Origin of the sequence: Streptomyces aurantiacus JA 4570 (assembly GCF_000414115.1) — a bacterium.
GTDB classification, from domain to species: domain Bacteria; phylum Actinomycetota; class Actinomycetes; order Streptomycetales; family Streptomycetaceae; genus Streptomyces; species Streptomyces aurantiacus_A.
Genome location: NZ_AOPZ01000249.1, coordinates 1 through 13,307 on the forward strand (window position 1 = coordinate 1; position 13,307 = coordinate 13,307).

15 protein-coding genes and 1 pseudogene are annotated in these 13,307 nt (G+C 72.2%); 6 read left to right on the forward strand and 10 right to left on the reverse strand.

Annotated features, from left to right (window positions below; translation table 11 throughout):
- The 3 genes and pseudogenes from STRAU_RS43825 to sigE all read right to left on the reverse strand — a co-directional run.
- Window positions 1-382: pseudogene (locus STRAU_RS43825) on the reverse strand (protease); the annotation flags it as partial.
- 280 nt (window positions 383-662) lie between these two features.
- Window positions 663-1,655 (reverse strand): anti-sigma factor family protein, encoded by a 993-nt coding sequence (locus tag STRAU_RS23600; protein ID WP_052029205.1) that lies wholly within the window; start codon window positions 1,653-1,655, stop codon window positions 663-665.
- The gene (gene sigE, locus STRAU_RS23605) at window positions 1,652-2,425 is read right to left on the reverse strand and encodes an RNA polymerase sigma factor SigE (RefSeq protein ID WP_189728123.1); all 774 of its coding nucleotides are present in this window, start codon (window positions 2,423-2,425) and stop codon (window positions 1,652-1,654) included. Before sigE ends, STRAU_RS23600 begins: the two co-directional genes overlap by 4 nt.
- A 172-nt stretch (window positions 2,426-2,597) precedes the next feature.
- Between sigE and STRAU_RS23610 the strand changes: the two genes are divergently transcribed.
- On the forward strand, window positions 2,598-3,296 hold the full coding sequence (locus STRAU_RS23610) for an O-methyltransferase (protein WP_078621427.1): 699 nt from the start codon (window positions 2,598-2,600) through the stop codon (window positions 3,294-3,296).
- A gap of 185 nt (window positions 3,297-3,481) precedes the next feature.
- Here the strand turns inward: STRAU_RS23610 and STRAU_RS40495 are convergent, their stop codons facing one another.
- On the reverse strand, window positions 3,482-3,649 hold the full coding sequence (locus STRAU_RS40495; RefSeq protein ID WP_003966491.1) for a DUF3117 domain-containing protein: 168 nt from the start codon (window positions 3,647-3,649) through the stop codon (window positions 3,482-3,484).
- Between the two features lie 354 nt (window positions 3,650-4,003).
- On the opposite strand from STRAU_RS40495, the gene chcB reads away from it, so the two are divergent.
- Window positions 4,004-4,804, forward strand: coding sequence for a 2-cyclohexenylcarbonyl CoA isomerase (gene chcB, locus STRAU_RS23615; RefSeq protein ID WP_016642902.1), 801 nt, complete (start codon window positions 4,004-4,006; stop codon window positions 4,802-4,804).
- Here the strand turns inward: chcB and STRAU_RS23620 are convergent.
- Together STRAU_RS23620 and STRAU_RS23625 are read right to left on the reverse strand one after the other, a co-directional pair.
- Window positions 4,801-5,403 carry a DNA-3-methyladenine glycosylase I gene (locus STRAU_RS23620; RefSeq protein ID WP_016642903.1) on the reverse strand — a complete coding sequence of 201 codons (603 nt, stop codon included), beginning with the start codon at window positions 5,401-5,403 and terminating at the stop codon, window positions 4,801-4,803. The genes chcB and STRAU_RS23620 overlap by 4 nt on opposite strands.
- Entirely contained in the window at window positions 5,400-5,813 is a 414-nt protein-coding gene (locus STRAU_RS23625) for a DivIVA domain-containing protein (RefSeq protein ID WP_016642904.1), read from the reverse strand. The genes STRAU_RS23620 and STRAU_RS23625 overlap by 4 nt, the downstream gene beginning before the upstream one ends.
- 159 nt (window positions 5,814-5,972) lie before the next feature.
- Between STRAU_RS23625 and folP the strand changes: the two genes are divergently transcribed.
- The gene (gene folP / locus STRAU_RS23630; RefSeq protein WP_016642905.1) at window positions 5,973-6,833 is read left to right on the forward strand and encodes a dihydropteroate synthase; all 861 of its coding nucleotides are present in this window, start codon (window positions 5,973-5,975) and stop codon (window positions 6,831-6,833) included.
- Between the two features lie 107 nt (window positions 6,834-6,940).
- On the opposite strand, the gene STRAU_RS23635 is transcribed toward folP, so the two are convergent.
- Both STRAU_RS23635 and dapE read right to left on the reverse strand, forming a co-directional pair.
- The gene (locus STRAU_RS23635) at window positions 6,941-7,690 is read right to left on the reverse strand and encodes an LOG family protein (protein ID WP_016642906.1); all 750 of its coding nucleotides are present in this window, start codon (window positions 7,688-7,690) and stop codon (window positions 6,941-6,943) included.
- A gap of 129 nt (window positions 7,691-7,819) precedes the next feature.
- A complete protein-coding gene (gene dapE / locus STRAU_RS23640) occupies window positions 7,820-8,980 on the reverse strand; it encodes a succinyl-diaminopimelate desuccinylase (protein ID WP_016642907.1) in 1,161 nt (386 codons plus the stop codon).
- Window positions 8,981-9,397: 417 nt separating this feature from the next.
- Between dapE and STRAU_RS23645 the strand changes: the two genes are divergently transcribed.
- Window positions 9,398-9,832 carry a hypothetical protein gene (locus STRAU_RS23645; protein ID WP_016642908.1) on the forward strand — a complete coding sequence of 145 codons (435 nt, stop codon included), beginning with the start codon at window positions 9,398-9,400 and terminating at the stop codon, window positions 9,830-9,832.
- Between the two features lie 107 nt (window positions 9,833-9,939).
- Here STRAU_RS23645 and STRAU_RS23650 read toward each other — a convergent pair whose 3' ends face one another.
- Both STRAU_RS23650 and fdxA read right to left on the reverse strand, forming a co-directional pair.
- On the reverse strand, window positions 9,940-11,034 hold the full coding sequence (locus STRAU_RS23650; RefSeq protein WP_016642909.1) for a bifunctional succinyldiaminopimelate transaminase/glutamate-prephenate aminotransferase: 1,095 nt from the start codon (window positions 11,032-11,034) through the stop codon (window positions 9,940-9,942).
- Window positions 11,035-11,131: 97 nt separating this feature from the next.
- A complete protein-coding gene (gene fdxA / locus STRAU_RS23655) occupies window positions 11,132-11,452 on the reverse strand; it encodes a ferredoxin (protein ID WP_016642910.1) in 321 nt (106 codons plus the stop codon).
- Between the two features lie 143 nt (window positions 11,453-11,595).
- On the opposite strand from fdxA, the gene STRAU_RS23660 reads away from it, so the two are divergent.
- The gene (locus STRAU_RS23660; RefSeq protein WP_037661440.1) at window positions 11,596-12,603 is read left to right on the forward strand and encodes a GNAT family N-acetyltransferase; all 1,008 of its coding nucleotides are present in this window, start codon (window positions 11,596-11,598) and stop codon (window positions 12,601-12,603) included.
- Window positions 12,604-12,936: 333 nt separating this feature from the next.
- The coding region (locus STRAU_RS23665) for a transglutaminase family protein (protein WP_037661442.1) at window positions 12,937-13,307 on the forward strand (371 nt) is incomplete at its 3' end.

Genomic DNA, 13,307 nt, shown 5'->3' on the forward strand with positions numbered 1-13,307 from the left:
CGGCGGCGGCCGGGGCGGGCGTGCCCTGGGCCGGGGTACCGGGTGCGGGCATGCCCTGAGCCGGGGCCCCGTAGGCAGGGGTGCCTTGCGCAGGCGTCGCCATGGGGTGCTGTACGGGCGGCGCGGGGGCCCAGGGGCCGGGCTCCCCGTACGGCGGCGTGCTGTACGGGTCGGGGTCGTGCAACGGCCGGGGACGCTCGGCGGCGGCCGCGGCGGCGGGCACGTCGGTCGTGAACGACGCGTCATGGACAGCCGGATGCGCACCGCCCACGGCGGCACCCTCGGCGACGTCCGCTCCAGCCGCACCCCCGGCACCGCCGCCCGCGGCACCGGGCACCGCGCCCTGAGGCACCGCGTCCTGAGGCACCGCGTCCTGAGGCACCGCTTCCCGCGCCACCTCACCCGCAGGCGCCGCGCCGCGAGGTTCCCCAACGGGGGCTGCTGCCCCCTGCCCGTCTCCGTCACGGGGCGTCCCGCCCCGGGAAGTCTCGCCGGGGGTCACCCCGGAATCCCGCTCAGGCCCAGTGCCAACGTCCATGCTCTCCCCACAACTGGCCCGCGGCGGACGCCGATTACGTGCTGCATTCCGTGTCCGCCCAGTTCCCGGCGGGCACGGTCCACCGAGGATTCAACCAGGTCCCCGGGCCGACGCGCAGGGTGCGTCAGCGGAACTGGGACGTGCCGTGCAGCGGGCCGGTGCCGGGGTTCGGCGAGGCGGTGGGGGTGGGGTCGGCGGCGGCGTTGAGGGTGAGGCCGTGTGGCGCGGCGCCCGGGGTGTCGTCGGCCACGGCCCGCACCAGCGGGGACATCACGCCCGCCCCGGCAAGGAGCGGCGCGGTCAGCTGATGCCCCGTGGGTGGATACCCGGGCCGCAGGGGCGCCCCGGAGAGCAGCGGCGACGCGGCCGTCGTGGACGCGAGCGCCTGCGGCTGCCGCGGCCCCTGCACGGAGAGCGGGTTGCCGCTGCGGCGCCGCACGGAGTCGGGCAGGGCGGCGTTGGGAGTGCTCGGTGGACGCAGCGGGGACGCGTTGCTGTTGGCCGCTCCGGCGCCGCCGGCACGCTGCTCGCCGGCGGTGAGGGGCGAGCCCATGGTGACCCCGCCGAGGGCTATCGCGGCCAGCGACACCGCTCCGGCCGCGGCGAACGCGAACCGCCGCCCGAGCCAGACGGACCGCTCGGACTCGGACCTGCCGACGTCATGGATGCGGAAGCCGCGCTCCTCACTGGGCAGCACCGCGGCGTGGGCGCCCGAGGGGACGTACCCGGCGAGGGGCTCGGGTCTTCCCCCGCGGATGCTGAAGACACCGCCGTTGGGCAGGCCGGTGGAGTCCGACGAGCCGGTGGCGAAGCCGTCGTCGACGGGCGTCCGCGGGCCCCCGGACCGGCCGATGTCGTCGATGTCGGAGCCGGGAAGGCTCTGCAGGCGGGCGAGGAAGCTCTCGCTGGGGGGCGGCGGCGCCGTCTGCGCGAAGACGTTCTTGAGCCGGCGCTGCGCGTCGGCTTCGGTCTTGCACTTCGGACAGGTCGCAAGATGCGCGAGCACTCGCTCGCGTGCGTCATGACCGAGCTCACCGTCGACCAGCGCGGCGAGCCGGTCCCCCAGGTGCTGCTCGGCGAGATGCCGCTCGGCAGGATTGGACCGTGATCCACTCACGCGGTCGCGCCCCCTCCTCCCAGCGCCACGGCACCGCTCACTGCGAGCGAGCGACGCTCCGCGCGGGCCTCGGGGGAACGGTGCTGCAGGGCCTTGCGCAGCTGGGAGCGACCGCGGTGGATACGGCTGCGGACCGTACCGAGCTTGACGCCCAGGGTGGCGGCGATCTCCTCGTACGAAAGACCTTCGATGTCGCACAGGACGACCGCGGCGCGGAACTCGGGCGCGAGGGTGTCGAGCGCCTGCTGGACGTCCGCGTCGAAGTGGGTGTCGTTGAACACCTGCTGTGGGGAGGGCTCGCGGCTGGGCAGCCGCTCCGCCGCGTCGTCCCCGAGGGCGTCGAAGCGGATGCGCTGCTTGCGCCGGACCATGTCCAGGAAGAGGTTCGTGGTGATGCGGTGCAGCCAGCCCTCGAAGGTGCCTGGCGTATACGTCGACAGGGAGCGGAAGACGCGGACGAAGACCTCTTGCGTGAGGTCCTCGGCGTCGTGCTGGTTGCCCGTCAGGCGGTAGGCGAGACGATAGACCCGGCCGCTGTGCGTGCTGACGATCTCCTCCCACGTGGGAGGAGTCCACGCCTGCGATTCCGCGTCAGCGGCAAAGGTCGCGGTCTGAGCGGAGTCGGTGGCGCGGGAACGGTCAGCGGTGTAGGTCACGGATTTCGGCTTACCCGCCAATCCGAGAAAGCGCCGAAGCGCTCCTCCCCGATCCGCGGACGCGGCCGCACCTCCCCTGTCGGCTCTGGTGGTGTCCAGTGGAGCCCCTACCATAACCACCTCGCCCGTTAGCTCCGGATAAGCGTTTTTACGTGAATTTGGTACTTGCCGCTTGGTGTGCCGGGCCTGCTCGGTCCGCGTGCCGCGGACTTCGCTGCCCGACTTCGGATCCAGATCCATGACTATGCCCCCGCTGTCCTCACACCCCTTCTAAACGCACGGTCCCATCTGCAGGTTCCCGGCCCCAACGGATACAGTCACGGCCAGGCAACCACGGGGACAGGAGAGGGCCATTACCGGCAACCGGCAGACGAGCTGGGCGTTCGCCGACGCCTTTGTCGCCGAGGACGAGGCGCTTCGCTGGGCCCGTGACCGCGCGCGGGAAGCGGGACTTCGCTCGGTGTCGCCCGGCACCGGCGCCGCGCTGGGGATGCTGGCCGCCACCGTGGACGCCAAGGCGGTCGCCGAGATCGGTACGGGCACGGGAGTGTCGGGCATCCACCTGCTGCACGGGATGCGCCCCGACGGCGTCCTGACCACCGTCGATCCGGAGCCAGAGCGCCAGCAGTTCGCCCGCACGGCGTTCCGCGCCGCGGGTTTCGCCGGCAACCGCGCCCGTTTCATCCCGGGCCGCGCCCTCGACGTACTGCCCCGCCTCGCCGACGGCGGCTACGACCTGGTGTTCTGCGACGGCGACCGCACCGAGTGCATCGACTATCTCGCTGAATCGTTGCGCCTGCTCCGTCCGGGCGGGCTCGTCTGCTTCGAGGGCGTCTTCGCCGACGGCCGCACCGTGGACTCCGGGCCGCAGCCCGTGGAGGTGCTGCGGCTGCGCGAGCTGCTGCGCGCGGTGCGCGAGAGCCAGGATCTGGTGCCGTCACTGCTCCCGGTGGGCGACGGCCTCCTCTGCGCCGTCAAGCGGTAGCGCTTCGCTGGATGTGCGGTTCTGATCTGCGGGCCTGTGGGGGCTGAGCGCGCAGTTCCCCGCGCCCCTAACGGGGCCCGTCAAGATCACGTATGCCCGCGGCCCCCGGACACAGCACTGCCCCGGCTCGTCGTACGATGCCGGGGCAGCTCAAAAGTGTGGTGAAAAGTGTGGCCGCTTGCGCGTCAGCCGACAACCTTCTTCAGGGCGTCGCCGAGGGCGTCGGCCTCGTCCGGGGTCAGTTCGACGACAAGTCGACCGCCGCCTTCGAGCGGAACGCGCATGACGATGCCCCGCCCCTCCTTGGTCACCTCGAGCGGGCCGTCGCCCGTCCGCGGCTTCATGGCCGCCATGCTCGTTCCCCTTCCTGAAACCAGCTTGTCGCAGCCGACAACCCAGGTGTCACCGGCATCGAACACATTGCTTCCAGGTCATTATCCCGCATCGCGGGACCCGATGACCAACATCAGTCGGCATCGCTTGCGCAACGCGCGACCGCAAAACCACTCAATTCGGCGATGTGACTGCAATACTGCGCCGCCCCACACGGTTCACCCGTCACAAATACTTTGACGCAGGTCACATCGGCGACCGCATACCGACGGCCGATGATCTAGGTCATGCTGGCCCCGAAGCCCACACGACCAGTCACGCGAACAGGCACGCGACCGGTCACACGACGTCACAGGACCAGCGGAGGGGACCACATGGCCGACACCGTGCTCTACGAGGTGAGCGACGGGCTCGCGACGATCACGCTGAACCGTCCCGACGCGATGAACGCGATGAACGTCGAGGCCAAGGTCGCCCTGCGGGAGGCGGCCCGCTCGGCCGCGGCGGACCCCGCGGTGCGCGCCGTGCTGCTCACCGCGACCGGGCGCGCCTTCTGTGTGGGCCAGGACCTCAAGGAGCACGTCGGTCTGCTCGCCGCCGACCGCGAGTCGGGCTCCGGGGGCACCATGAGCACGGTGCGCGAGCACTACAACCCGATCGTGCGGGCCCTGACCGGCATGCCCAAGCCGGTCGTGGCCGGGGTCAACGGCGTGGCGGCCGGCGCGGGCTTCGGCTTCGCGCTCGCCGCCGACTACCGGGTCGTCGCGGACACGGCCGCGTTCAACACCTCGTTCGCGGGTGTCGCGCTGACCGCCGACTCCGGGGTCTCCTGGACCCTCTCGCGCCTGATCGGCCCGGGCCGCGCCGCCGACCTGCTGCTGTTCCCGCGCAACATCAAGGCGCAGGAGGCGTACGACCTGGGGATCGCGAACAAGGTCGTGCCGGCGGCCGAGCTCGCGGACGAGGCGCGCACGGTGGCCCGCGCGCTCGCCGAGGGGCCGACGCTCGCCTACGGGGCGCTCAAGGAGTCGCTCGCGTACGCCGCCGCCCACTCCCTGGACGAGACCCTGGACAAGGAGGACGAGCTGCAGACGAAGGCGGGGGCCTCCGAGGACCACGCCATCGCCGTGCAGGCGTTCCTCGACAAGGCCAGGCCGAACTACCTGGGCCGCTAGCCGGAGGCCCGGGCGCCGCTCGCCTCGCGGGCCACGCAGTCCGCGAGGTGGTCGTTCACCAGGCCGCATGCCTGCATCAGGGCATAGGCCGTGGTGGGGCCGACGAAGCGGAGGCCGCGCTTCTTGAGGGTCTTGGACAGGGCCGTCGACTCGTCCGTGATCGCGGGCACGTCGGCGAGCGTCGCCGGCACCGGGCGCGCGGTGGCGTCCGGGGCGAACGACCAGATCAGCTCGTCCAGTTCGCCGGCGGGCCAGTCGGCGAGCACGCGCGCGTTGGCGAGGGTCGCGTCCACCTTCGCGCGGTTGCGGATGATGCCCGCGTCGGCGAGCAGCCGCTCGCGGTCGGCGGCACCGAACTCCGCGACCGCGGCGATCTTGAAGTCGGCGAAGGCGGCGCGGAAGCCCTCGCGCCGGCGCAGGATCGTGATCCAGGAGAGGCCCGACTGGAACGCCTCCAGGGAGAGGCGCTCGAACAGCGCGTCGTCGCCGTGGACCGGGCGGCCCCATTCCGCGTCGTGGTACGCCACATAGTCCTCGGTCGACAGGCCCCACGGGCAGCGCAGGCCGCCGTCCGGGCCGGGGATCGCGCCGCCGCTCACTTGCCGTCCTCCGGTCGCTCGTCGGCCGGCGCCGGGGCGCCGGGGTGTGCGGGCCCGCGCGCCGCCGCGCCGTACCCCTTCAGCAGGCCGGGGCCGCCGACCGCCGTGGCCTGGGCGCCGGCGAGGGCCGCCTCCAGCTCGGCGATGCGGGCGTCCCGCTCGGCCAGCTCGGCGGCGACGCGGTCCAGGGCCTCGTCCACGTCGACCATGCGATAGCCGCGGACCGTCATGGGGAAGCGCACCGCCTCCACGTCGGCGCGGCGCAGCGGGCGGTCCGGCGGCAGCGGGTCGGTGAACCGCTCCGGCGCCGCTTCGGGCAGCGCGCCGCTCTCCCCGCCGCCGAGGACCGCCAGCGTCACCGCCCCGACCACGACGACGAGGGCGATGACCAAGAACAGGAACATGACCATCTCTGCGGTCCCCACGCTCGGATGCCGACCGCTCGCGGCCGGCACGAAAACTGTCTGGCTACTGTCTGGCTCCGATCGTGCCATGCGCCTCTGACAGTTAAGGTCGCAGGCGGCCGGGCCGCGAGGCCGGACAAGGAACGACAAGGAGGCTCACAGGGGATGCTCAGGCTGGGCAGGCGCGAGTTCGACGCGCACGAACCGGTGATCATGGCGATCGTGAACCGGACCCCGGACTCCTTCTACGACCAGGGCGCCACCTTCCGCGACGAGCCCGCCCTCGCGCGCGTGGAGCGGGCGGTGGCCGAGGGCGCGGCGATCATCGACATCGGCGGGGTGAAGGCGGGGCCCGGCGAGGAGGTCACCGCCGAGGAGGAGGCGCGGCGGACCGTCGGGTTCGTCGCGGAGGTGCGGCGGCGCTTTCCCGACGTCGTCATCAGTGTCGACACCTGGCGGCACGAGGTCGGCGAGGCCGTCTGCGACGTCGGGGCGGATGTGCTCAACGACGCGTGGGGCGGGGTCGATCCGAAGCTCGCGGAGGTCGCCGCGCGGTACGGGGTCGGGCTCGTGTGCACCCACGCGGGTGGCGCCGAGCCGCGTACGCGGCCCCATCGCGTCGAGTACGACGACGTCGTCGCCGACATCCTGCGGGTGACCGTGGGGCTTGCCGAGCGGGCCGTCGGCCTGGGGGTGCCCCGGGAGTCCGTCCTCATCGATCCCGGGCACGACTTCGGGAAGAACACGCGGCATTCTCTGGAGGCGACTCGGCGGTTGCCCGAGCTGGTGGAGACGGGGTGGCCCGTGCTGGTTTCCCTCTCCAACAAGGACTTTGTCGGGGAGACGCTGGATCGGCCGCTCAAGGAGCGGGTGATCGGGACGTTGGCCACGACCGCGGTGTCCGCGTGGCTCGGGGCGCAGGTGTATCGCGTCCACGAAGTCGCCGAGACGCGGCAGGTTCTCGACATGGTCGCGACGATCGCCGGGCACCGGCCTCCGGCGGTTGCCCGGCGGGGGCTGGCGTAGGCCCCTGCCGGGGGCTTCCCCAGTCCCGCCCCTTCCCCCGCCCCCAGACCCCCGCTCCTCAAACGCCGGAGGGGCTGACAAGTACAGCTCAAAAGCCCCGCGGGGCCCTACCGGCCCACTTCCTTCGTCACCAACGCCACCGCCTCCTCCACCTCGTCCGTGACGTGGAACAGCATCAGGTCCTTCTGGGACGCCTTGCCCTGGGCGACCACGGTGTCGCGGAGCCAGTCGACGAGGCCGCCCCAGTAGGCGGTGCCGAACAGGACGATGGGGAAGCGCGTGACCTTGCGGGTCTGGACGAGGGTGAGCGCTTCGAAGAGTTCGTCGAGGGTGCCGAGCCCGCCGGGCAGGACGACGAACCCCTGCGCGTACTTCACGAACATGGTCTTGCGCACGAAGAAGTAGCGGAAGTTGACGCCGATGTCGACGTGCGGATTGAGCCCCTGCTCGAAGGGCAGCTCGATGCCGAGCCCGACGGAGATGCCCTTGGCCTCACGGGCCCCCCTGTTGGCGGCCTCCATGGCCCCGGGCCCGCCCCCGGTGATCACCGCGAAGCCCGCGTCGACCAGGGCCTTGCCGAGCCGCACCCCGGCCTCGTACTCGGCGGAGCCGGGCAGGGTGCGGGCGGAGCCGAAGACGCTGATGGCGCTGGGGAGTTCGGCGAGGGCGCCGAAGCCCTCGACGAACTCGGACTGGATGCGCATGACCCGCCAGGGGTCGGTGTGCACCCACTCGGCGTCGCCCTCGGTGTCGAGGAGCCGCTGGTCCGTGGTGCCGGGCGTGATCTGATCGCGCCGCCGCACCACCGGCCCCAGACGCTGCTCCTCCGGCGGACCCTGCGCTTCCGGATTGCCCATGAACGTCCCCTTCCACTGCCGGTCGACCCCGGCCCGCCCGCACGGCCGCGCTCAACTCGCTCGTTGTGCCACTTCAGCGTAGGTCTACGGGCGTTAAGCGGGGCGTAACTCCAGAAGTCGGAGATCGGGTCAGGCGGTCAGCCAGGAGCGCAGCCGGTCCTCGGCCTCGGGGATCAGCGACGCCTGGACCCGCTCGTCGATCTTGTGGGCGAGGATCGGGGCGCCGGGGCTGTAGTTGACCGCGGGCACGCCGAGCGCGCTGAAGCGCGAGACGTCCGTCCAGCCGTACTTCGGCCTGGCCTCGCCCCCGACCGCCGCCATGAAGGCCGCCGCCGCGGGGTGCGTGAGGCCGGGCCGGGCGCCCGGGGAGTGGTCGTCGACCACGAACTCGTCGATCCCGCAGTCCGCGAAGTACTCGCGCACGAAGGTCTCGGCCTCCTCCGGAGTACGGTCCGGCGCGTAGCGGAAGTTGACGGTGACCGTGCACACGTCGGGGATGACGTTGGTGGCGACGCCGCCCTCGATGCCGACGGCGTTGAGGCCCTCGTGGTACTGGAGGCCGTCGACGAACGGCGTGCGCGGTTCGTACGCGGCCAGCTTCGCCAGGATCGGGGCGGCGGCGTGGATCGCGTTGGAGCCCATCCACGCGCGCGCGGAGTGCGCCCGTTCGCCCTTGGTCCGCAGCAGGACCCGCAGGGTGCCCTGGCAGCCGCCCTCCACCTGCCCGTCGGTGGGCTCCAGGAGGACCGCGAAGTCGCCCTCCAGCCAGTCGGGGTGGGCCTCGGCGACCTTCCCCAGGCCGTTCAGGTGCGCGGCGACCTCTTCGTTGTCGTAGAAGACGAAGGTGAGGTCGCGGTTGGGCTCGGGCACCGTCTGCGCGATGCGCAGCTGCACCGCGACGCCCGACTTCATGTCGCAGGTGCCGCAGCCCCACAGCACGCCGTCCTCGTCGAGGCGGGAGGGGACGTTGGGAGGGTTCTCCGCGATCGGGACCGTGTCGATGTGGCCGGCCAGGATCACGCGCTCGCTCCGGCCCAGGCTGGTGCGGGCCACCACGTTGTTGCCGTACCGGTCGACCGTCAGGTGCGGCAGGGTCCGCAGGGCCGTCTCGATGGCGTCCGCGAGGGCCTTCTCCTCGCCGCTCGGCGACGGGAAGTCGACGAGCGCGGCGGTCAGCGCGGCGGCGTCGAGGGTGAGGTCGAGCGGGGCCGCGCCGGCCGGGCGGGCGGTGTCGGCGGCCACGCCGGTGTCGGCGGGGCGGGCGGCGGAGTGAGCTGGCGTCCGGTCCATGGCTCCGACCCTAACCCGCCGCCCCAGGGCCCGACTCGCCGCGGAGGGCCGTGACCGGAGTCGGCCGCCGAGGTCCGAATCGTCACTGGGCAGTAGTGCGGCCGCTCACCCGAAGGGGGCATGGCGATCACCGCGCGCTGACGCGGAAGCAGATCTTCCGGACATCCGCGGCGGGCGCCCCACAACCCTTGTGAACAAAGGACGTCGGGTGACCGGGACAGTTTCGACGTGAATGCTGTTTGCCCGATTTTATCCGTAGCTGATAATGCGACGCATTACCAACTCTTTACATTGGCGCACCGCAACCTTCGGGAGCTTCGAGCGGTAGTCACTGCGTCCGAACGCCGGAATCCGCACCGCGTCCGCACCGCGGAACGGCCGGACACCTCACACGTTCTCTCCGTCTGAAGGAGCATCATGTCCCTCCCCCTGACCCGTCGGATCGCCCGTGCCGCACTGCTCGTCGCGGCGGGAGCGGCACCCGTGGTCGGTGCGGCCGGCTCCGCCAGCGCCGCCGAGCTCCCCGCCACCTCCGACCTCCGCGGCTTCACGGCCCTGGACGGCGCCAACGTGGGTGACACGGTCGACGACACGGCTCAGAAGGTCACCGACCTCGCGGGCGAGACCGGCAGCAAGGCCGTGAAGAAGGGCACTCCGGCCGTCGGCCAGGCCCTCGGCAAGAGCGTCAGGACCACCGCGCCCGCCGCGCAGCAGGTCGGCAGCGACCTCACCGACGCCACCGGTGAGGTGGTCGGCGACACCACGGGCCCCGCCACCAAGGGCGGGCTGCCCACCGACGCCCTGGGCAAGGGCGCGCCGACGGCCGGGCTCCCGCAGCTGCCGCTCGGCTGATCCGCCCGCGCAGACACCGAAGGGGTGCGGGAAGCTCACGGCTTCCGGCACCCCTTCGCGCTGTCCTGTCGTCCCTTCGCACTGTCCTGTCGTCCGGGACGGGGACATCACCGCAGCCGCGCCACCGCGGCCGCCACCCGCTCGTCCGTCGCCGTCATCGCCACGCGGACGAAGTCGCGCCCCGCCTCGCCGTAGAAGTCGCCGGGCGCCACCAGGATGCCCAGCTCCGCGAGGTGGCCCACGGTGTCCCAGCAGGACTCGTCGCGGGTGGCCCACAGGTACAGGCTCGCCTCGCTGTGCTCGATGCGGAAGCCGTGCCCGACGAGGGCGTCCCGCAGCGCCGTGCGGCGCGCGGCGTACCGCTCGCGCTGCACGCGCACGTGCTCGTCGTCACCGAGCGCCGCCACGACGGCCGCCTGGGTCGGCGCGGAGGTCATCATGCCGCCGTGCTTGCGGATCTGCAGCAGATCGCCGAGGACGGCCTCGTCACCGGCGATGAACGCCGCCCGGTAGCCCGCCAGATTGGACCGCTTGGAGAGCGAGTGGACGGCGACGATCCCGTCGTACGAACCGCCGCACACGTCCGGGTCCAGCACCGACACCGGCTCGGCCTCCCAGCCGAGCTCCAGGTAGCACTCGTCGCTGACGAGCAGCACGCCGTGCTCGCGCGCCCACGCGACGGTCCGGGTGAGCTCGTCCTTCGACAGGACGCGACCGGTGGGATTCGACGGCGAGTTGAGCCACAGCAGCTTGAGGTCCGTCGGGTCGAGCGACGTCGGGTCGTCGTAGGCGACGTACTCCGCACGGGCCAGTCGCGCCCCCACCTCGTACGTCGGATAGGCCAGCCGCGGGTAGGCCACCACGTCGCCCGGGCCGAGGCCCAGCTGCGTCGGGAGCCAGGCCACCAGCTCCTTGGAACCGACGACCGGCAGGACGTTGCGGTGCGTGAAGCCGCGGGCGCCGAGCCGCCGCTCGCACCACCCGGTGAGCGCGTCGCGCAACTCCGGCGTGCCCCAGACCGTCGGATAGCCGGGCGAGTCCGCGGCCGCGATCAGCGCTTTCTGGATCAGCTCGGGGACCGGGTCCACGGGGGTGCCCACCGACAGGTCGACGATGCCGCCGGGGTGGGCGGCCGCCGTGGCCTTGTACGGCTCGAGCTTGTCCCAGGGGAAGGTGGGAAGCCGGTCGGAGACTGCGGACACGTGGTGACTCCCGTGCTGGTACTGGTCGTTGCAAACGCCTCGGTCCCGTGCGGCGCGGATGCCGTACGGGACCGGGGCGACGCTCGGGCTGCCGCTGTTACTGGTTCTGCGGCGGCAGCGCGGCGATGAAGGAGTGGTCGCGCTCGATCAGGCCGAGCTTGCTGGCGCCACCGGGCGAGCCGAGCTCGTCGAAGAACTCGACGTTCGCCTTGTAGTAGTCCTTCCACTCCTCCGGAGTGTCGTCCTCATAGAAGATCGCCTCGACCGGGCAGACCGGTTCACAGGCACCACAGTCGACGCATTCGTCCGGGTGGATGTACAAGGACCGGGAGCCCTCGTAAATGCAGTCGACCGGGCACTCCTCGATGCACGCCTTGTCCTTGACGTCGACACAAGGCTGCGCGATGACGTAGGTCACGCTGTCGTTCCTCCTCGATACGGGCGTTGGCGGGCCGTCCTCAGGCTCCGCTCGCCTGGCGCGCGGGAGCGCGGCGTCGTCGATGCCCGCACCTAGTATCTCCGTTCCCGGGCATGATCCGAACAGGAGGGGCGTACAGAGCTGTGGAATTCACTGCGGGTGGGCGACTCGAAGTCCGAATTACCCCTTCTGACGTGGGCAAACGTGTCTCTGTCCGACGCGTGGACGAAGGTGGTGCACCCGGCGGCGGGTTCACCGACACGGTGGGTGTTCTCGCATCGTGGAATGACGGTGTGTTGGTGATCACACGGCGGGACGGACAAATCGTCCGGATCGCGGAGCGGACGCTGGTCGCCGGGAAGACCGTGCCCGCCGCCCCGGCCCGGCGGCGCGGCCCCGCGGCGACGTACGAGGAGCTGGCGCGGGTCACGGCGCGCGCCTGGCAGCCGGTGGAGAGCGAGCGGCTCGGCGGGTGGGAACTGCGGGCTTCCTCGGGGTTCACGCGGCGGGCCAACTCCGTGCTGCCGCTGGCGGATCCGGACCGTCCGCTCGACGACGCGCTGGCGTTCGCGCGGCGCTGGTACGCCGGCCGGGGGCTGCCCGCGTACGTACAGACCGCGACCGGCGCCGCGGGCACGCAGGAGCTGCTCTGCGCCGAACTGGCCGACCGCGGCTGGGAGCGTGAGGTCAGCGCCGAGGTGTGGGCCGGCGGGCTCGCCCCGGTCGGGGACCTCGACGCGGACGCGGACCGCGTGGTCCTCTCGCGGACCGTGGACGAGGCGTGGCTCGGCCGCTACCAGCGGTCCGGGGAGCCGGGGCCGCACGTGCTGAAGGTGCTCACGAGTGGCCCTTCCGTGTGGTTCGCCGCCGTGCCCGGCGCGGACGGGCCGCCCGCGGCGATCGGGCGGTGCGTGGTCGACGGGCGGTGGGCGGGCTTCATGGCCGTCGAGGTGGATCCGGCGCTGCGGCGCACGGGCCTGGCCACGGCCGTGATGGCGGCGCTGGCCCGGCGCGCGCTCGACGAGGGCGCGTCGGCCGCGTGGCTCCAGGTGGAGGAGGACAACGGCGGCGCGCGGGCGCTGTACGAGGGGATGGGCTTCGCCGCGCATCACAGCTACCACCACTACCGAGAGCCTCGTCGCACGGCGTGACACTTTTGGTGGCACGGCGTGACGGAAAGGGCCAAGACGCGGACGGTCCGGGCAGCGAAGAGTGCGGGCAGCGAGCGCGGGCATGAGCGGTGCGATATGGCCAGTCACCTGTGGTACCCGCGCTTACGGCTAAGGTCCCACGGGAATTTGCCTCTCCGGCAACGAGACCGGCGGCAGCCGCGACCGCACCCGTACGACGCACACGTACGACCGCCACCGCACGACCGCACACCGCACCACGGACGAACCCTCAGCGCACGATCGCACACCGCACCACGGACGGACCCCCACCGGCGAGTCCACCGGTGCCAGACAGAAACGACAGAGGCACGGATGCGCGCACAGCCCGCGAAGTCCAGTGAATGGCGGCGCAGGTTCGCCGACGAGGCCAGGTCCGAGCGGCCCGACCTCTCCTTGCTGTGCCTGCTGCTGAGCGGGGAGGCGGACCCTGAGCTCGACGAGGCGGGCATCGACGCGGCGCAGATCCAGCTCGACACGCTCGCCGGACAGCTGCCCTTTCGGCCGGGCAGCCCGCGCGAGTGGGCGTCGGCGGTCGCCGAACTCCTGGGCGGGCGGCACGGGTTCCACGGCACCGTGTCCGACTATCAGCGGCTTGAGTCGTCCCTGCTGCACCAGGTGCTGCGGCGCGGGCGCGGCCTGCCGATCCTGCTCTCCGTCGTCTGGATCGAGGTCGCGCGGCGCGC